Source organism: Gemmatimonadales bacterium (assembly GCA_030697825.1).
GTDB lineage: Bacteria > Gemmatimonadota > Gemmatimonadetes > Gemmatimonadales > JACORV01 > JACORV01.
Window position 1 is genome coordinate 34,917 of record JAUYOW010000232.1, and the last position, 18,968, is coordinate 53,884.

Here is an 18,968-nt window from a genome sequence, read left to right on the forward strand (position 1 = left end):
GTTGGCCTTCACCCCGCCTTTTTCACCCGATTCGACTTGATACAGGCCACGCAGACCCGCACCCGCTTGGGGGCGCCGTCCACCAACGTCCGCACGGTCTGGAGGTTGGGGTACCAGCGCCGTATCGTCCGGTTGTTGGCGTGGGAGACGGTGTTGCCGAACGTCGGGCCCTTGCCGCATACCGTGCACTTCCGCGCCACGTTTTCCTCGCTTCAAAAAGACGTCAACAGCCGTTAAGTTTAGCCCGCTTTAGCCGTGCCTCGCAAGGGGTTGGCCCACTCGGGCGCACGCCGCGCGCCGCCCCAAACCGTTCGCCGGATTGAGGAATGCCGACCGCGCTGATCACCGGAGTCACAGGCCAGGACGGCTCGTACCTCGCCGAGCTGCTGCTCGCCAAGGGCTATCGGGTCGTGGGCATGGTGCGTCGTACCTCACACGACAGCTACGAGCGCATCCAGCATCTGGTCGGCGCGATAGAAATCATGGCGGCCGACCTGTTGGACCAGCATTCGTTGCAGAGCGTGATCGCGGATGCCCGGCCGGACGAGATCTACAACCTCGCGGCGCAGTCTTTCGTCCCGACCTCGTGGTCGCAGCCGGTGCTGACGGGTGAGTTCACGGCCCTGGGGGTCACGCGGCTGCTCGACGCCATCCGCCTGGCGAAGCCCGACGCGAAGTTCTATCAGGCCAGCTCCAGCGAGATGTTCGGCAAGGTGCGCGAGACGCCCCAGGTAGAGACCACGCCCTTCTACCCGCGGTCGCCTTACGGCGTGGCGAAGGTCTACGGGCATTACATCACGGTGAACTACCGCGAATCGTACGGCCTGTACGCGGTCAGCGGGATCCTCTTCAACCACGAGAGCCCGCGCCGCGGGCTCGAGTTCGTGACGCGCAAGATCACCGACGGCGTGGCGCGCATCAAGCTGGGGCTGATAACCAGCCTCAAGCTGGGGAACCTCGACGCCCGGCGCGACTGGGGCTACGCGGGCGACTACGTTGACGCGATGTGGCGGATGCTCCAGCAGCCGGAGCCCGAGGACTACGTGATCGGGACCGGCGTGCAGCACAGTGTCCGGGACTGCTGCCAGGTGGCGTTCGGGCACGTGGGTCTCGACTGGCAACGTCACGTAGAGCACGATGCCCGGTACGACCGTCCGGCCGAGGTCGACCTGCTGCTCGCGAACCCGTCGAAGGCCCGAACCCGGCTGGGCTGGATGCCGGGGGTGAGCTTCGAGCAACTCATCAAGATGATGGTTGATGCGGATCTGGCCCGGCTCCAAGGAAAGTCGTGACGGTCCTGGTGACCGGGGCCGACGGTTTCGTCGGACGCTGGGTGCTGCGCTCCTTGCTGGCTGCGGGGCACGAGGTCGTGGGCGCCATCCGGCCGGGGGCCCCTCGGGACGACGGCCTCGAGGATACGGAGCGCAGGGCGGTGCGCTGGGTGCCGCTCGAGTTGGGCGACCTGCAGTCGGTGCGGCAGGCGGCGGGGCTGCAGTGCGACGCCGTGATCCACCTTGCGGCGGTGGCCTCGGGCACGGACGCGCTCGCCGATCCGGGTGTGGCGTGGGAGGTGAACGCCGCGGGCACGGCGCGCCTGCTAGGGGAGCTGGGGCGGCGGAGAAGCCTGGGGGAGGCGGACCCAGTCGTCGTGGTGGTGTCCACGGCGGAGGTGTATGGGGCCGGCCACACGCGGCCGATCGTCGAGACCGAGCCGGCAGCGCCGCGTTCCCCGTACGCGGCCTCCAAGCGCGGAGCAGAGCTCGCGGCGCAGGAGACTCGAGAGCGCACCGGGCTCCGGGTGGTGATCGCGCGGGCCTTTCCGCACACCGGACCCGGCCAGGATGAGCGGTTCGTGGCGCCGGCGTTCGCGCGGCGACTACGGGGCGCGCGGCTCGCGCGGGCCCGCGTCGTGAAGGTAGGCAACCTGGAGCCGATGCGTGATTTCCTGGACGTGCGCGACGTCGCGGCCGCCTACGTGAGGTTGATGGGGTGCGGAGCGGCCGGTGAGGTGTACAACGTCGCATCCGGGGTCGGCGTGACGCTGCGAGAACTGTTCGACCAGCTGGCCGCGATCGTCGGCGTGGACGCGATCCCGGAGCCGGACCCCGAGTTCATGCGGCCGGCGGACATCCCGTACCTCGTCGGCGACGCGTCGAAGCTGCGCGCGGCGACCGGCTGGGCCCCGACCTGCCGTCTGGAGCAGACGCTCCTGGACCTGGTGAATGCCCAAGCGGACTGACCTGCACCGCATCCTGCTCATCGGCAGCGGCCCGATCGTGATCGGGCAGGGGGCGGAGTTCGACTATTCCGGCACCCAGGCCGTGAAGGCGCTCAAGGAGGAGGGGTACGAGGTCGTCCTGGTCAACTCGAATCCGGCGACGATCATGACGGACCCGGAGCTCGCGGACCGGACCTACCTCGAGCCCGTGACGCCGGAGTGGGTCGAGCGGGTGATCGCCCGGGAGCGCCCGGACGCGCTTCTTCCGACGATGGGCGGGCAGACGGCGCTGAACGTGGCCATGGCGCTGCACGAGTCGGGGGTGCTCGAGAAGTACGGGGTCGAGCTGATCGGCGCGAACGCGCGCGCCATCAAGATGGCGGAGGACCGCGAGGAGTTCGCGGTGGCGATGGGTCGCATCGGGCTGGGCGTGCCGGTGGGCGGGTTCGCGAAGTCGGCGGAGGACGCGCCGCGCATCGTCGGGCGGACCGGTTATCCCGCCATCATCCGTCCCAGCTTCACCCTGGGCGGGACGGGCGGTGGCGTGGCCTACATCCCGGCCGAGCTGGACGGCCTGGTGCGGCGGGGCCTGGAGCTCTCGCCGGTGGGGAAGGTGCTGATCGAGCGCAGCGTCATCGGCTGGAAGGAGTTCGAGCTCGAGGTGATGCGGGACCGGCGCGACAACGTCGTCATCGTCTGTTCGATCGAGAACCTGGACCCGATGGGGGTGCACACCGGCGACAGCATCACGGTGGCGCCGGCGATGACGCTGACCGACCGCGAGTACCAGGCGATGCGTGACGCGGCCATCGCCATCATCCGCGAGATCGGCGTCGAGGCGGGCGGCTGCAACATCCAGTTCGCGGTGAACCCCGCCGACGGCGAGATGCTGGTGATCGAGATGAACCCTCGGGTCTCGCGGTCCTCGGCGCTGGCGTCGAAGGCGACCGGCTTCCCGATCGCGCGCATGGGTGCGAAGCTCGCCATCGGCTACACGCTCGACGAGCTGCCCAACGACATCACGAAGACGACGCCGGCCTCGTTCGAGCCGGTCCTCGATTACGTGGTCGTGAAGTTCCCGCGTTTCGCGTTCGAGAAGTTCCCCCTGGCGGACTGGAGGCTCACCACGCAGATGAAGTCGGTGGGCGAGTCGATGGCCATCGGGCGGACCTTCAAGGAGGCGTTCCAGAAGGGGATCCGCGCGCTGGAGATCGACCGGCCGGGCTGGGTCATCGGGGCGACGCCGGAGGACGACCGGCTGGAGCACGACGACCCGGCCTCGATCCGGGCGGCGCTCCGCCAGACGGCTCCGGAGCGGGTCTACCAGATCAAGCGGGCGCTCTACGCGGGGATCCCCCGCGAGGAGATCGCGCGGCTGACGGGCATCGACCCGTGGTTCGTGGCGCAGATGGAAGAGCTGGTCGAGGCGGAGCGCGGCTGGACCGTGAACCGGCGGATCAACTGGACGACCTACCCCCGGGCCGAGCAGGAGGCGCAGCTCCGCCACATGAAGCGGCTGGGCTTCTCGGACATTCAACTGGCGAGGTTGGGCGGTGGGGTCGAGGACGAAGTCCGCGCCGAGCGGGAGGCGCTGGGCATCCGTCCGGCCTACAAGACGGTGGACACGTGCGCCGGTGAGTTCCCGTCGGCTACGCCGTACCTGTATTCGTCGTACGACGACGAGAACGAATCCGAGCCGTTCGGGGAGCGGGGTATCGTCATCCTCGGCTCGGGCCCGAACCGGATCGGGCAGGGCGTGGAGTTCGACTACTGCTGCGTGCGCGCCGGCCTGGCGTTCCGGGAGATGGGCTACCGCACCATCATGATCAACTCGAACCCTGAGACGGTCTCGACCGATTTCGACATCTCGGACAAGCTCTACTTCGAGCCGCTCACCTTCGAGGACGTGATCGAGATCATCGAGCTGGAGCGGCCGCTCGGGGTCGTGGTGCAGCTGGGCGGACAGACCCCGCTGAAGCTCGCCAAGCGGCTCGAGGCGGCCGGGGTACGGATCCTCGGCACCTCGCCTGACGCGATCGACACCGCGGAGGACCGGCGGCGTTTCGAGGCCATCGCGCGGCGCCTCAAGATCATGCAGCCGCCGTCGGGAACGGCGACCAGCACGGCGGAGGCGCTGGAGGTGGCCGAGCGGGTGGGGTATCCGGCGCTGGTGCGGCCGTCGTACGTGTTGGGCGGGCGGGCGATGATGATCGTGTACGACGCCAGCCAGCTGAAGGACTACTTCGCCACGGCGGCGCGGGTGGCGCCGGAGCACCCGGTGCTGATAGACCGGTTCCTGGAGGACGCCTTCGAGGCGGACGTGGACGCGATCGCCGACGGCCAGCGGTGCGTGATCGGCGGCGTGATGCAGCACATCGAGGACGCGGGCATCCACTCGGGCGACTCGGCCTGCGTGATGCCGCCCTACCTCATCGGCGAGCGCGAGATCGAGGAGATGCGGCAGTCCACCAAGGCGCTCGCGGCGGCGCTCGGCGTGGTGGGGCTCATCAACGTGCAGTTCGCCATCAAGGACGGGGTGGTCTATTGCCTCGAGGTCAACCCGCGGGGCTCGCGCACCGTGCCCTTCGTGTCGAAGGCCATCGGCGTCTCCCTGGCCCGGCTGGCCGCGGGGGTGATGGCAGGCCGCTCGCTCGAGTCGCTCGGCTTCACGGAAGAGGTGGAGATGCAGTACGTGGCGGTGAAGGAGGCGGTGTTCCCGTTCACCAAGCTGCCGAACGTTGACACGCTGCTCGGGCCGGAGATGCGTTCCACCGGTGAAGTGATGGGGATCGCGGACTCCTTCGGCTGGGCGTTCGCGAAGGCGCAGATCGCCGCTGACGGCGCGCTGCCGACGACCGGCGCCATCATGGTGACGGTGAACGACAGCGACAAGCCGACGGTGACCCCTATCGTGCGCCGCTTCCACGAGATGGGCTTCCGGCTGATCGCGACGGAAGGGACGGCGCGGCACCTCCAGAAGCGCGGGATCCCGTGCGAGAAGGTGCTGAAGGTCTGGGAGGGGCGCCCCAACGCGGTGGACCTCATAGTCACGGGGCAGGTCCAGCTGCTGATAAACACGCCGCTCGGCAAGTACTCGCAGCGTGACGACTACGAGTTACGCCGCGCCGCGCTGACCCACCGGGTGCCGTACACGACGACGATGTCTGCAGCATCCGCCGCATGCGACGCGGCGATCGCGCTGCGGAGCTCGCGCGGGGACGTGCTGTCGCTCCAGGAGCGGTACCTACGACATGGGCAATCCAACGTGCAGGTGGCGTGATGGGTGGAGCGAAGGAACCAAAGAAGAAGGCGGCCGCCGCGGGTCGGGCGGCACCGGCGTCCAAGGCCAAAGCCGGCAAGGCGCCGCCATTCCCGTCCGACAAGCTCCCGGGCGCGGTGAAGAACGGTGAGCCGCTGGGGCGGCACACGACGTTCCGCATCGGTGGTCCGGCGCTGGTCCACTTCCAGCCGGCCACCGTCGAGGCGGTCGTGGGCGCCGTCGCCTGGGCCAAGCAGCACGGCCTCCCGTGGCTGGTGCTGGGCCTCGGGTCCAACGTCCTGATCCGCGACGGCGGATTCCGCGGCCTGGTCCTCAAGATCGGCAAGGGACTGGACACCTTCACGCACCGGGCCGGGACCTGGAAGGTCGGAGCGGGACTGCCGGTGCCGCTCCTGGCCCGCAAGAGCGCGGAGGCCGGGTTCGCCGGCGTGCAGCGGCTGGTGGGCGTGCCTGGGACCGTGGGCGGCGGCGTCTTCATGAACGCCGGGGCGCACGGTCAGGACTTCGAGCACGTGTTGATCTCAGCCACGGTGCTCACCCCGGCGGGCGAGATAGAGGACAAGGCGAAGAAGGCCATTTCCTTCAGCTACCGGAAGAGCGGGCTCGAGGGTCACGTCGTCCTGGGGTGCGCGTTGAAGCTGGAGGAGGACAGCCCCGAGCGCGTGAAGGCCGACCTGGCGATGGTGCTCAAGAAGCGCAAGGAGGGCACGCCGTTCGACCAGCCGTGCTGCGGCAGCGTCTTCAAGAACCCGGCGGAGATGACCGCCGCCCGGCTCATCGACCGGTGCGGGCTCAAGGGGCGGCGCGTCGGTGGTGCGGAGATCTCGACCATGCACGCCAACTACATCGTGAACAAGGGCAACGCCTCGGCCGACGATGTGATGAAGCTGATCGACATCACCCGGACCGCGGTCTTCAAGGAGTTCGGCATCGAGCTGGAACTCGAGGTCAAGGTCCTCGGCGAGGCGAAGTGAGCGACATCTTCGTCCATCCTTCGTCGTTCGTGGACGAGGGGGCCGTGATCGGGAAGGGCACCAAGGTCTGGCACTTCTGCCACGTGATGGCGGGCGCGCGGGTCGGCGAACGGTGCAACATCGGACAGAACTGCGTGATCATGCCCGGCACGCGGCTCGGGAACAACGTGAAGCTCCAGAACAACGTGTCGGTCTACGAGGGCGTGGTGCTCGAAGACGACGTGTTCTGCGGCCCTTCCATGGTGTTCACCAACGTGGCTACGCCGCGGAGTCACGTGAACCGCCGCGGCGAGTACGATCGGACGCTGGTGAAGCAGGGCGCGAGCATCGGCGCGAACGCGACTATCGTCTGCGGCACGACGCTGGGGCGGTTCAGCTTCGTGGGCGCCGGCGCCGTGGTCACCAGGGACGTGAAGGATCACGCCCTGGTGGTGGGGAACCCGGCCCGGCAGATCGGCTGGATGTGCCAGTGCGGCGAGCGGCTCGCGCTGACGGACGGCCGCGGTGCCTGCGCGCGCTGCGGATCCGGGTACGCCGACCAGGCCGGAGAGCTGGTGCCGCGATGAACGTTCCGCTGCTCGACCTCAAGGCGCAGCACGCGGCCATCAAGGACGCGGTGGTCTCGCGCGTGCTCGCGCTCGCCGAGTCGCAGCTCTTCATTCTGGGGCAGCCGGTGCAGGACCTCGAGGTCCGCATTGCGGCGCTATCGCACGCGACCCACGGCATCGGCGTCGCGAGCGGGACGGACGCGCTGCTCCTGCCGCTCAAGGCGCTCGACATCGCGCCGGGTGACGAGGTGATCACGAGCACGTTCACCTTCTTCGCGTCCGCCGGCGCGATCCACAACGCGGGCGCGAAGCCGGTGTTCGTTGACGTCGATCCGGCGACCTACAACCTCGACCCGGTGGCCGTCGAGGCCGCGATCACGCCGCGCACCCGAGCTATCATGCCGGTGCACCTGTTCGGCCAGATGGCGGCGATGGAGCGGCTCCTCCCGACCGCCAAGGAGCACGGCCTCGCGATCATCGAGGACGCGTGCCAGGCGATCGGGGCGCGCCGCAAGGTGAGCGGGGAGTGGCGGACCGCCGGCGAGCTGGGGAGGGCGACGGCCTTCTCGTTCTTCCCGTCCAAGAACCTGGGCGGCTGGGGCGACGGCGGGATGGTGGTCACTTCGGATGAGGGGATGGCCCAGCGGGTGCGGCGGTTGCGGACGCACGGCGGCATGAAGACGTACCACCACGACGAGGTAGGCACGAACTCGCGGCTCGACGCCCTCCAGGCCGCGGTGCTGATCGCCAAGCTGCCGTACCTCCAGTCATGGAGCGAGGCGAGGCGCGCGCACGCGGCTTGGTACTCGAAGGCGCTGGCGGGGATCGCGGGGGTACGCGCTCCATCTACCGACCCGGCCAACGAGCACATTTTCCACCAGTACGTGATCGAAGCCGATCGCCGCGAAGCGCTCCAGGAGCACCTCAAGGCGGGGGGCATCGGGTCGGCGGTGTACTACCCGGTCCCGCTCCATCTGCAGCCCTGCTTCGCATACCTGGGCTACCGGGCCGGCGCGCTGCCGGTCGCGGAGGCGGCCGCGGCGCGAGTGCTCGCGCTCCCAGTGTATCCGGAGCTGACCGACGGGCAGAAGTCGCACGTGGTCGCCACCATCCGCGGGTTCTACGGCGGGTGAGCCGGGTACGGGTGGGCGTCATCGGGGCCGGGACGTGGGGTAAGAACCACCTCCGCGCGCTCGCCGGGCATCCGGAGGCCGAACTGGTGGCGGTGTGCGACACGGCGGCCAAGGTGCGGGAGCGGGTGGCGCGGCAGTATCCGGGTGTGAAGGTCACGCAGGACGCGGCGGAGCTGCTGGGGGAGGTGGAGGCGGTGGTGATCGCCAGCCCCGCCGCCACGCACGCGGACTTGGCGCGGCAGGCGGTGGCCGCGGGCGTGCCGGCGTTGGTCGAGAAGCCGTTCGCGCTGTCGGTGAAGGACGCGGAGGACGTGGCAGAGCGCGCGGCGAAGGCGGGAGTGCCGCTGCTCGCGGGGCACCTGCTCGAGTACCATCCGGCGGTCGAGCGTCTTCGGGAGCTCGTAGCCGCGGGCACCCTGGGGCGGGTGTACTACCTCTACGGTCAACGCGTGAACCTGGGGCAGATCCGCCCCGACGAAAACGCCCTGTGGAGTTTCGGCCCGCACGACGTGTCCGTGTCCCTGTTCGTTCTCGGAGAGAGCCCGGTCCGAGTGAGCGCAGTGGGGAAGAGCTACCTCCAACCGGGCATCGAGGACGTGGTCTTCCTCAACCTGGAGTTCGCGTCGGGGGTGCTGGCGCACGTTCAGATGTCGTGGCTCGATCCGCACAAGGAGCGGAAGATCACCGTGGTGGGTGCGAAGCAGATGGTGGTGTTCGACGACATGCAGCCGCGCGAGAAGCTGCGGATCTACGACAAGGGCGTGGACCGGCCGCCGGAATACGGATCGTACGGCGAGTCGCTCCAGATCCGCGAGGGGGACATCTTCATCCCCCGGATCGCGAACACCGAACCGTTGACCGCCGAGCTCTCGCACTTCCTCAAGGTGGCGCGTGGCGAAGCGACCGCGCGGAGCGATGCCGCCGACGGCGTTCGCGTGGTAAGGGTGCTCGAGGCGGCGTCGGCGTCCCTTCGACAGGGTGGACAACCGGTGGGAGTCACGGCGTGACCAAACGGAAGTACGAGGAGCAGCTCTGCGCCAAGGCGGCCGACCGTTCGGCGCTGATCGGCATAGTGGGCCTGGGCTACGTGGGGCTGCCGCTGGCCATGGAGATGGCGCGGGCGGGTTACCGGGTGCTGGGCTTCGACCTGAGCGCGCGCGTCGTGGACGGCATCACCGCCGGCCGCTCGCACATCCAGGACGCCCCGTCGGAGGGCCTGTCGGGCTACGTGCGCGACGGCAGGATCGCCGCGACCACGGACCTCTCGCGGATGAGCGAGCCGGACTGCATCGCGATCTGCGTTCCCACGCCGCTGTCCAAGACACGGGACCCCGACGTGTCGTTCATCGTCGCGGCTACTGAGAGCGTGACGAAGACCCTGCGCGCCGGGCAGTTGATCGTGCTCGAGAGCACGACCTATCCGGGCACGACCCGCGATCTGATGCTGCCGGCCCTCGAGACCAGCGGCCTCAAGGTGGGAGAGGACTTCTTCCTCGCCTTCAGCCCCGAGCGAATAGATCCGGGCAACGCGAAATTCGGCACCCGGAACACGCCCAAGGTGGTCGGCGGTGTGACTTCGGCCTGCTCGCGCGTGGTCGTGGCCATCTACCAGGCGGCGATCGACACGCTGGTGCCGGTCAGCTCGCCGGAAGCGGCCGAGTTGGTCAAGCTGCTCGAGAACACGTTCCGTTCCGTGAACATCGGGCTGGTGAACGAGATGGCGGTGGTCTGCGACAAGCTCGGCGTAGACGTCTGGGAGGTCATCGAGGCGGCGGCTACCAAGCCGTTCGGCTACATGAAGTTCACCCCGGGGCCGGGGCTGGGCGGGCACTGCATCCCGATCGATCCCCACTACCTCGCGTGGAAGATGCGCGGGCTCAACTATCGAACCCGGTTCATCGAGGTGGCCGGCGAGGTGAACGCCGAGATGCCCGAGTTCTGGGTGAGCAAGGTGGTCGAAGCGCTGAACGATCACTCCAGGGCGGCGCGAGGGTCGACCGTGCTGGTGGTGGGCGTGGCCTACAAGAAGGACATCGACGACATCCGGGAGAGCCCGGCACTCGACATCATCAAGCTGCTGCAGCTGATGGGGGCGAACGTCCTCTATCACGACCCGCACGTACCGGAGTTCCGGGACGACGGCTCGACTCTCCGGTCCACGCCGCTCACGGCGGATCTGGTGCGCGGGGCGGATTGCGTGGTGATCGTGACCGACCACACCGGGCTCGACTACGCGATGATCGCCGGCGAGTCCCGTGCGGTGGTGGACACGCGGCACGCGATCGCGGGCCTGGCGCGGAAGCGGTAGCTGAGTTGAAGGTAGGGGTCACCGGGGCGGGCGGGCTCCTCGGCAGCACCCTGGTGCCGTTGTGGCGCCGCGCCGGCGCGGAGGTGGTCGCCTGGCGCCGGGCGGACCTGGACGTGACCGACGAGCAGGCCGTGCTTGCCGCGATCGCCGATGTGATGCCCGACGTGGTGGTCCACGCGGCCGGCTACACCGCGGTCGATCGCGCCGAGGCGGAGCCAGACGAGGCCATGTGGGTCAACGGTCAGGGCACTGCGAACGTGTGCCGCGCCTGCGAGGCCGCGGGGACCCGGGTGGTCTACATCAGCACCGACTACGTTTTCGATGGATACGAAGCGGGGCCGATCGCGCCGGACGCTACGCCGGCACCCTTGGGCGCGTACGGTCGCAGCAAGCTCCAAGGCGAGCGCGAAGTGCGGGCGCTGGGCGATGCCGGTGTCGTGGTTCGCACGGGATGGATGTACGGCCCCGGCGGCAGCAACTTCGTGGACACCATGCGGGGTGCGGCCGCGGAGCGACGTCCGGTGATGGTGGTCGCAGACCAGCGTGGGGCGCCGACGTCGTCGCGGCTCGTAGCGGAAGCGTTGTGGGGACTCTGCTCCGCCGGCGTATCGAAGGAATGGCACGTGATGTCGTCCGGTCCCGCGACCTGGTTCGACGTCGCGCGCGCGGTCTACGAGTTCGCCGGAGTGTCGGTCGGCTTGGTGACGCCGTGCTCGACGGCCGAGCTGGGGCGGCCGGCGCCGCGGCCGGCGAACTCCTACCTCGACTGCCGGTCCGTGGAGGCGCGATTGGGGGTGCGATTACCGGATTGGCGCGAGCAGGTCCGGGCGTACGTATGCGAAGGCGTCATGCCGGGGACAGGGTTGATCGGAGAGGCCGTCGCGTGAAGGGGGTGATCCTGGCGGGCGGGCTGGGCTCACGCCTCTCGCCCATGACGCGGGTGACGAACAAACACCTGCTTCCGGTCTACGACCGGCCAATGATCTACTATCCCCTGGAGACGCTGGTCGAGGCGGGGATCACCGAGATCATGCTGGTCACCGGCGGGAACAATGCGGGGGACTTCCTGCGCCTGCTCGGGAACGGCAAGGAGTTCGGCCTGCGCCGCTTGCACTACACCTATCAGGAAGGTGAGGGCGGCATTGCAGCCGCGCTTCGCCTCACGGAGGACTTCGCCGATGGCGAGCCGGTGTGCGTCATCTTGGGCGACAATATCCTGGGCCAATCGATCCGCCCGGCGGTCGAGCGGTACGCGCGGCGGGGACGCGGCGGCATGGTGCTGCTGAAGGAGGTCCCGGACCCCGAGCGCTTCGGCGTGCCGGTGTTCGACGGAGACCGCATCGTGGCGATCGAGGAGAAGCCGAAACAGCCGAAGTCGCGCTACGCGGTCATCGGCGTGTACCTGTACGACGCCCGCGTCTACGAGATCGTCGCCGGTCTCGCGCCGTCGGGCCGCGGGGAGTTGGAGATCACGGACGTCAACAACCAGTACCTCGCCTGGGGCGAGCTCGCGCACGAAGTGATCGACGGCTGGTGGACCGATGCGGGGACGGTGGAGAGCCTGTTCCGCGCCGCCACCCTGGTGGCCAGGGGGAAGGGGAACGCCAGTGAAACGGTTTGAGCCTCCGTCGCGCACCCTCATCGAGGGCGTACGGACGAAAGCTCTGAAAGTCCTGGCCGACGAGCGCGGCCGCCTCATGGAGATGCTGCGGGCCGACGACGAGCTGTTCGTGAAGTTCGGCCAGGTCTACGTCACGGCCGCCTATCCGGGCGTGGTCAAGGCGTGGCACTATCACGAGCGCCAGACCGACCACTTCGTGTGCGTGCGGGGCATGATGAAGGTCGTCCTGTACGACGAACGCGAGGCGTCGGCGACGAAGGGGCTCATCAACGAGTTCTTCATCGGGGACCACCATCCGCTCCTGGTCCAGATCCCGCCGCTGGTGTTCCACGGCTTCAAGTGCATCTCGGAGCACGAGGCGTTGGTGGTGAACCTCGCCACCGAGGTCTATGACTACCAGCGTCCCGACGAGTTCCGGGTGGACGCGCATGACCCGCGCATCCCGTACGACTGGTCGCGCAAGGACGGCTGAGCGTGCATCTCCTCGTGACGGGCGGGCTGGGCTTCATCGGCTCGAACTTCGTACGCTACGTGCTGCGCGAGCGGCCGACCTGGACGGTGACGAACCTCGACCTCGTCACCTACGCCGGCAATCCGGCCAACCTCGAGGATCTCGCGGGCGACGGCCGATACCGCTTCGTCAAGGGAGACATCGCGCGGGCCGAGGATGTCCGGCGCGCGATCGAGCCCGCCGACGCCGTGGTGGGCTTCGCCGCCGAGAGCCACGTGGACCGCTCCATCCTTTCGGCCGAGCCGTTCGTGCGAACGAACGTGATCGGCACCATGGTGCTGTTGGACGCGGTGCGGGCGCGCACCGGGTGCCGCTACGTTCACGTCTCCACCGACGAAGTGTACGGCGCGCTGACGCCGGACGAGCCGCCGTTCACGGAGGCTACTCCGCTCGACCCGACGAGCCCGTACGCCGCGAGCAAGGCCGCCGCGGACCACCTCGCGCTGGCCTACGCGCGGACTCACGGCATGGACCTGGTGGTCACCCGATGTTCGAACAATTACGGCCCGTTCCAATTCCCGGAGAAGCTGATCCCGCTGATGATCACCAACGCTGTGGACGGGATCGCGCTGCCGGTGTATGGCGATGGCCGCCAGGTCCGCGACTGGATCCACGTCGAGGACCACTGCGCTGGAGTGCTGGCGGCGCTGGAGCGGGGTAAGGCGGGCGAGGTCTACAACTTCGGGGGCCGGTCGGAGCGCCACAACATCGACATCGTGCGGCGCATCCTGGTGCTGGTGGGGGCGTCGCCGGACCTGGTGCGGCACGTCGTTGACCGCCCGGCGCACGACCGCCGCTACGCCATCGAGCCGGCCAAGGCGGAGCGCGAGTTGGGATGGAGGGCCAGCCGCTCGTTCGAGCAGGGCTTGGGGGACACGGTGCGCTGGTACCTGGACAACGAGCGCTGGTGGCGGCCGGTCAAGGACGGATCGTACCGCGATTTCTACCGCGCCTGGTATGAGGAGCGCTCGGCATGAACGTCGCGGTGGTGGGCACCGGGTACGTGGGGCTGGTGATCGGAGCCGGGTTCGCTGAGAGCGGCAACGTAGTGCACTGCGCCGACGTGGACGCAGAGAAGATCGCCAGGCTCCGGAAGAACGAGATCCCCATCTACGAGCCCGGCCTCGAGCCGCTGGTGGTGCGCAACCAGGCCGAGGGCCGGTTGGTGTTCACCACCGACGTGGGAGCCGCCGTCGAGGCGAGCGACGTGGTGTTCATCGCGGTCGGCACGCCGCCTGACGAAGACGGCTCGGCGGACCTGCGGCACGTACTGTCGGTAGCGAAGACCATCGGCCGGCACATGAACGGTCCGAAAGTAGTGGTCACCAAGAGCACGGTGCCGGCGGGCACCGCGGAACGGGTGCGCGCGGCCATCAAGGCCGATACCGATCGCCCGTTCAACGTGGCCTCGAACCCGGAGTTCCTGAAGGAAGGCGCGGCGGTCCAGGACTTCATGAAACCGGACCGCGTCGTGCTCGGCGTGGACAGCATCGAAGCGGAGAACCTGCTCCGCGAGTTGTACCAGCCGTTCGTCCGCTCCGGCAACCCGCTGCTCTTCATGGACATCCCGTCAGCGGAAATGACGAAATACGCGGCGAATGCCATGCTGGCGGCGCGGATCACGCTGATGAACCAGTTCGCCGCCCTGTGCGAGAAGGTGGGGGCCGACATCGAGCATGTCCGCCGCGGCATCGGCACGGATGCGCGCATCGGCCCGGCGTTCCTGTATCCCGGGCCGGGGTACGGCGGCTCCTGCTTCCCCAAGGACGTGAAGGCGCTGATCACCACGGGGCGGGAGCACGAATGCCGGCTCGAGGTGCTGGAGGCCGTCGAGCTCGTCAACCACCGCCAGAAGCTCGTCGCGGTCGAGAAGCTGCGCAGCGCCATGGGCGGATCGGCCGCCGGCGCGACCGTCGCGGTCTGGGGGTTGGCGTTCAAGGCCCAGACCGACGACATGCGGGAGGCCGCGGCGCTCGCCGTCATCGATGCGCTGCTGGCCGAAGGGGCGCGGCTGCGCGTTCACGATCCCAAGGCCATCCATGAGGCGCGGCGCCGCTACGGCGACCGGCTCACCTATCTGGAGCAGCGCTGGGGTGCGCTCGAGGGCGCGGATGCGCTGGTCGTCCTCACCGAGTGGCAGGAGTACCGCGTCCTCGACTACGACCGCGCGAAGGGGCTGATGAAGCGGCCGATCGTGATCGACGCACGCAACCTGTATGACCCGGTGCGGATGCGCCAGCACGGGTTCATCTACCACTCGATCGGACGCTGAGGGTGCGAATCCTGATCACGGGCGTCGCCGGCTTCCTCGGCTCCCACCTGGCCGACCGGCTGCTCGCCGACGGTCACGACGTCGTGGGCATGGACAACTTCGTCACGGGAAGCCCGGACAACCTCGCGCACCTGATGGGCAACCAGCGCTTCGCCTTCGTCCAGCACAACGTCACCAACTTCATCTATGTGGCAGGGCCGGTCGATGGGGTGCTCCACTTCGCCTCGCCCGCGAGCCCTCGCGACTACCTCGAACTCCCGATCCAGACGCTGAAGGTCGGCTCGCTGGGTACGCACAAGGCGCTGGGGTTGGCGCTCGCCAAGAAGGCACGATTCCTGCTGGCCTCCACGTCGGAAGTGTACGGGGACCCTCTGGTCCACCCGCAGCCCGAGTCGTACTGGGGCAACGTGAACCCGGTGGGGCCCCGGGGCGTGTACGACGAGGCGAAGCGCTTCGCCGAAGCCCTCACGATGGCTTATCACCGGTTCCACGGCGTTGACACGCGTATCGGGCGGATCTTCAACACGTATGGGCCGCGGATGCGGCCGCGCGATGGGCGCGTGGTGTCGAATTTCATCGTGCAGGCCCTGAATGGCGAGCCGCTCACTCTCTACGGCGACGGCAGCCAGACTCGCTCGTTCTGTTACGTGGACGACCTCGTCGAGGGGATCCTGCGGCTGTTCGAGCGCGGCGCGGCAGAGCCGACCAACCTCGGGAACCCGGTCGAGTTCACGGTGCATCAGCTGGCGGAGAAGGTGCTGGCGCTCACGGGGTCCAAGTCGCCGATCGTGCGGGAGCCGTTGCCGGAGGACGATCCCAAGGTGCGTCAGCCGGACATCTCTAGCGCCCGCACCCTCCTGGGCTGGGAGCCGCGCACCGACCTGGATGCGGGCCTCGCGAAGACCATCGACTACTTTCGCGGCAGACTCTCGTGACGGGAGGTTCTCCGATGGACGTGAATCCGGATCGCCTGGTGGTCCGCGCCCGGGAGTGTTTCGATGCCGGAGACGCGTACGGGGCCGTCCACCTGCTCAAGGAAGTCGTAGACGCGGGGCAGGGTTTCGCCGACGCGTACAACCTGCTCGGGCTCTCCTATTCCATTATCGGCAAGCGGGACGAGGCGGTGCGCGAGTTCGACCGTGCCCTGGCCCTGAACCCTCGCTACGTGGAGGCGCACCTCAACCGCGCGGTGACGCTGAGCGAGCTGGGGCGGGATCAGGAGGCGGCGGAGACATTCGCCTCCGCGCAGAAGCTCGGGGCCGTGGATCACACCGGCTTCTCCGCGCCCATGGCGTCACGGCTGGCGAATCTGCACGCCGAGCTGGCGGAGGCCTACGTGGAAGCCGGCGGGCTGGTGCAGGCGATCGTGCAGCTCGAGGAGGCGGTGGAGCTGCGGCCGGAGTTCGTGGACCTGCGCTACCGTCTCGCCCGGCTCCGGCTCGACAACGGCCAGATCGAGAAGGCGCACCACGAGCTGGAGAAGATGCTCCACGAGCGGCCGAACAACGTGGCGGCCCGCGCGTCGCTCGGCATGGCGTGTTACCTGATGAAGGACATGGGTGGCGCCCGGGCGGCGTGGGAGGCCTGCCAGGAGGCCGCGCCGGACGATCCCAAGATCGCGGCGTACCTGAAGTTGCTCGCCCGGGTTGGGGGCTGAAGAGCGGGTGTCGGGGGGAGTCTGCTTGCGGTCTCTCCGTCTTGCCATCCTGTCCCTGGCGGTCGCCTGCACCGCCGGTCCTGACCACGAACGTCTGGGCGACCGGCGCTACGCCGAACGCGCCTTCGTGGATGCGCTGGCGGAGTACCGGCTCGCCGCGCGCCAACACCGGCCGTCCACCGCGCTGCAGGCGAAGCTGGCGCTCGCCGCGCTGCACGTCGGAGAGCTTGACGAGGCGGTCCGCGCCTACCGGGAGATGGCGGAGTCCGACCCGGCAGCCGGCCTCGAGGCGGCGGACGGACTGGTCCGCACCGCGCGGCTGGCGGTGGACACTCACGACCCCGCCGCGCTGCGGCTGGCCATCGCTGCGCTCCGGGCGGTGGCGCCGGAACGCGGCCTCGCCGGTATCGGTCCCAGCCGGCTAGCGTCCGCGCTCGACCCCGATCGCCGGGGGGCGGAGGACGGGGACATCATCCTCGCGGCGGCCGCGACGAGCGACGACCCGGCCGTGCTCGACTCGCTGCTCGTCCTTTGGGGCGACCACTCGGCGCGGTCCGGCCGGTGCGACCTTGCGATGCGCACTTACGACGCGGTGCTGCGGCGGGGACCTTCGGTGCCGCTGGCCCGAGGCGCGCATGGTGGGCAGGCGGGGTGCGTGGTCGAAGCGGGCCGTTCGGCGCTAGGCGTGGGGCGCCTGCAGGAAGCAGAGGAGCAGTTCCGTCACGCCATCGCCATCGGCGTTCCGGACAGCACCGTGCGAGTGGCGTGGTTGCTGATCGGCGATGCGCGCTGGGCCGGCGGCGACACGGCGGTCGCGCTCGAGGCCTACCGCAAGGCGATCGCCAGCGGCGACCCCGACGACCCGGTGGTCCGGCGGGCGGAAGAACAGATGCGCAGGATCCTGGGCGCGGGAAACCCGCAGCCGTGATCGGGGTAACGGGAGGCTTGATGACGGACGCACGCACGCACCGGCGCACGGGGGCACGGAGGAGAGCGCGAGTCGGTGACGCTGTGCGCCCGTGCGCCCGTGCCCTCTGTGCCCTCGGTGCCGTCTGTGCCCTCTTGCTGTCCGGCTGCCACCGCTTCAACCCGGGCTCCTACACCAGCCCGGAGTCGCTGTTTCGCGATTCGATGCGGGAGTTCCGGGCGGGCCGGTTCCAGCGTGCGTTCACGGGGTTCCAGAAGCTGACGTTCGACCTCCCGGCGCGGGACACGCTGGCGCCCCGCGTGCGGTTCCTCATGGCCGAGTGCTATTTCGGGTTGCGAGACTACGTGACGGCGGCGCGCGAGTTCCGCCGCGTGGCGGACGAGAGCCCGACCGACGCACTCGCGCCGGAAGCGCTGCTCCGCGCCGGGGACTCACACGCGCAACTGTGGCGGAAGCCCGAGCTCGACCCGACCAACGGGCAGACCGCGCTCGCCATCTACCAGGAGCTCGAGGGCAGGTTCCCGGACGCGCCCGCGGCGACCGCGGCACCAGTGCGCATCCGCGCCCTCAACGAGGACTTCGCCGCGAAGGAATACCAGACCGCTCTCTTCTATTTCCGTCGCGGCGCGTACGACTCCGCGATCCTCTACTTCAAGAGCCTCATCGCGGCCTACGGCTCCACGACATTCGCCCCCGAGGCTTGGGTCAAGCTGGTGCGGTCGTACCACGCTATCGGCTACCGCGACGAGGAACAGGAGACCTGCAGCCATCTGCGGCAGTACTACGGCACCCGACCCGACGTGAGGCTGGCTTGTGGCGACGGGAGTATTCGGCGGTAGCTTCGATCCCGTTCATCACGGCCACCTGATCGCCGCCGACCGGGCCGCCGAGGCCCTCGGCCTCGAAACGGTGCTCTTCGTGCCGTGTGCTCGCCAGCCGCTCAAAGGCGGGGCGGTCGCGACCGCCAAGCATCGGTGCGAGATGCTGCGGCTCGCCATCCAGGGTCACTCGCGCTACGCCATCGAGACGATGGAGCTGGACCGGGCCGGTCCGTCGTATACCGTGGACACGCTCCGTATCTTGAAGGAGCGGTGGCCCGACGACCGGCTGGTGCTGATCCTCGGCGCGGACGCGGCGGCGGAGCTTCCGCGCTGGCGTGCCGCGGACGAGGTCGCGCGCTTGGCGGAGGTGGCGGTGCTCAAGCGGCCGGGCTCGCCGGAAGTGACCTCGGCGTTGGTGAAGCACCTCGTTGCCACGCCGGCGATCGAGATCAGCGCGAGCGACATCCGGGCTCGCTGTATCGCGGGGAAGAGCATCAGGTATCTGGTGCCGGACGCGGTGGCGGACCATATCGCGCGGCATCATCTGTATCAGTGAAAAGGCGCACAGGGGCACAGGGGCACAGGGGCACAGGGGCACAGGCGCACGGCCGCCCTTCGGGGCCCAGCGGGACGGGCCAGACAGTGAACGCGAGACCTTAGCATTCAGATACAGCAGCTGGTAGCGAAGGTCTTCGGA

Annotated in this window: 19 protein-coding genes; 18 read left to right on the forward strand and 1 reads right to left on the reverse strand. The window is 69.0% G+C overall.

From position 1 onward, the window contains the following. Positions 1–8: 8 nt before the first annotated feature. A complete protein-coding gene (gene rpmB / locus Q8Q85_12010) occupies positions 9–200 on the reverse strand; it encodes a 50S ribosomal protein L28 (protein MDP3774978.1) in 192 nt (63 codons plus the stop codon). 126 nt (positions 201–326) lie between these two features. On the opposite strand from rpmB, the gene gmd reads away from it, so the two are divergent. The 18 genes from gmd (at position 327) to nadD (ending at position 18,827) form a co-directional block, all read left to right on the forward strand. Continuing rightward, positions 327–1,292, forward strand: a complete 966-nt coding sequence (gene gmd / locus Q8Q85_12015) for a GDP-mannose 4,6-dehydratase (GenBank protein MDP3774979.1) — start codon at positions 327–329, stop codon at positions 1,290–1,292. Then, positions 1,289–2,239: a GDP-mannose 4,6-dehydratase gene (locus tag Q8Q85_12020; protein MDP3774980.1), complete on the forward strand. Its 951-nt coding sequence runs from the start codon at positions 1,289–1,291 to the stop codon at positions 2,237–2,239. Before gmd ends, Q8Q85_12020 begins: the two co-directional genes overlap by 4 nt. Further along, complete coding sequence (carB, locus tag Q8Q85_12025) at positions 2,223–5,498, forward strand: carbamoyl-phosphate synthase large subunit (GenBank protein MDP3774981.1); 3,276 nt, start codon at positions 2,223–2,225, stop codon at positions 5,496–5,498. Before Q8Q85_12020 ends, carB begins: the two co-directional genes overlap by 17 nt. After that, positions 5,498–6,472 carry a UDP-N-acetylmuramate dehydrogenase gene (murB, locus tag Q8Q85_12030; protein MDP3774982.1) on the forward strand — a complete coding sequence of 325 codons (975 nt, stop codon included), beginning with the start codon at positions 5,498–5,500 and terminating at the stop codon, positions 6,470–6,472. The genes carB and murB overlap by 1 nt, the downstream gene beginning before the upstream one ends. Beyond that, on the forward strand, positions 6,469–7,038 hold the full coding sequence (locus Q8Q85_12035; protein ID MDP3774983.1) for an acyltransferase: 570 nt from the start codon (positions 6,469–6,471) through the stop codon (positions 7,036–7,038). Before murB ends, Q8Q85_12035 begins: the two co-directional genes overlap by 4 nt. Further along, entirely contained in the window at positions 7,035–8,153 is a 1,119-nt protein-coding gene (locus Q8Q85_12040) for a DegT/DnrJ/EryC1/StrS family aminotransferase (GenBank protein ID MDP3774984.1), read from the forward strand. Before Q8Q85_12035 ends, Q8Q85_12040 begins: the two co-directional genes overlap by 4 nt. Further along, positions 8,150–9,160, forward strand: a complete 1,011-nt coding sequence (locus tag Q8Q85_12045) for a Gfo/Idh/MocA family oxidoreductase (protein MDP3774985.1) — start codon at positions 8,150–8,152, stop codon at positions 9,158–9,160. The genes Q8Q85_12040 and Q8Q85_12045 overlap by 4 nt, the downstream gene beginning before the upstream one ends. Beyond that, on the forward strand, positions 9,157–10,461 hold the full coding sequence (locus tag Q8Q85_12050) for a nucleotide sugar dehydrogenase (GenBank protein MDP3774986.1): 1,305 nt from the start codon (positions 9,157–9,159) through the stop codon (positions 10,459–10,461). The genes Q8Q85_12045 and Q8Q85_12050 overlap by 4 nt, the downstream gene beginning before the upstream one ends. A gap of 5 nt (positions 10,462–10,466) precedes the next feature. Next, positions 10,467–11,348, forward strand: a complete 882-nt coding sequence (rfbD, locus tag Q8Q85_12055; GenBank protein ID MDP3774987.1) for a dTDP-4-dehydrorhamnose reductase — start codon at positions 10,467–10,469, stop codon at positions 11,346–11,348. Continuing rightward, entirely contained in the window at positions 11,345–12,082 is a 738-nt protein-coding gene (locus Q8Q85_12060) for a sugar phosphate nucleotidyltransferase (protein MDP3774988.1), read from the forward strand. Before rfbD ends, Q8Q85_12060 begins: the two co-directional genes overlap by 4 nt. Next, entirely contained in the window at positions 12,069–12,554 is a 486-nt protein-coding gene (locus Q8Q85_12065; GenBank protein MDP3774989.1) for a dTDP-4-dehydrorhamnose 3,5-epimerase family protein, read from the forward strand. Before Q8Q85_12060 ends, Q8Q85_12065 begins: the two co-directional genes overlap by 14 nt. Positions 12,555–12,556: 2 nt before the next feature. Next, positions 12,557–13,570, forward strand: coding sequence for a dTDP-glucose 4,6-dehydratase (gene rfbB / locus Q8Q85_12070; protein ID MDP3774990.1), 1,014 nt, complete (start codon positions 12,557–12,559; stop codon positions 13,568–13,570). Continuing rightward, complete coding sequence (locus tag Q8Q85_12075) at positions 13,567–14,865, forward strand: UDP-glucose/GDP-mannose dehydrogenase family protein (protein ID MDP3774991.1); 1,299 nt, start codon at positions 13,567–13,569, stop codon at positions 14,863–14,865. The genes rfbB and Q8Q85_12075 overlap by 4 nt, the downstream gene beginning before the upstream one ends. A 2-nt stretch (positions 14,866–14,867) precedes the next feature. Continuing rightward, positions 14,868–15,800, forward strand: coding sequence for an SDR family oxidoreductase (locus Q8Q85_12080; GenBank protein ID MDP3774992.1), 933 nt, complete (start codon positions 14,868–14,870; stop codon positions 15,798–15,800). 14 nt (positions 15,801–15,814) lie between these two features. Then, positions 15,815–16,522, forward strand: a complete 708-nt coding sequence (locus Q8Q85_12085; GenBank protein MDP3774993.1) for a tetratricopeptide repeat protein — start codon at positions 15,815–15,817, stop codon at positions 16,520–16,522. A 25-nt stretch (positions 16,523–16,547) separates the two neighbouring features. Next, positions 16,548–17,450, forward strand: a complete 903-nt coding sequence (locus Q8Q85_12090) for a tetratricopeptide repeat protein (protein ID MDP3774994.1) — start codon at positions 16,548–16,550, stop codon at positions 17,448–17,450. A gap of 83 nt (positions 17,451–17,533) precedes the next feature. Continuing rightward, entirely contained in the window at positions 17,534–18,289 is a 756-nt protein-coding gene (gene bamD, locus Q8Q85_12095; protein ID MDP3774995.1) for an outer membrane protein assembly factor BamD, read from the forward strand. Next, positions 18,264–18,827, forward strand: a complete 564-nt coding sequence (nadD, locus tag Q8Q85_12100; GenBank protein MDP3774996.1) for a nicotinate-nucleotide adenylyltransferase — start codon at positions 18,264–18,266, stop codon at positions 18,825–18,827. The genes bamD and nadD overlap by 26 nt, the downstream gene beginning before the upstream one ends. Positions 18,828–18,968: the final 141 nt, after the last annotated feature.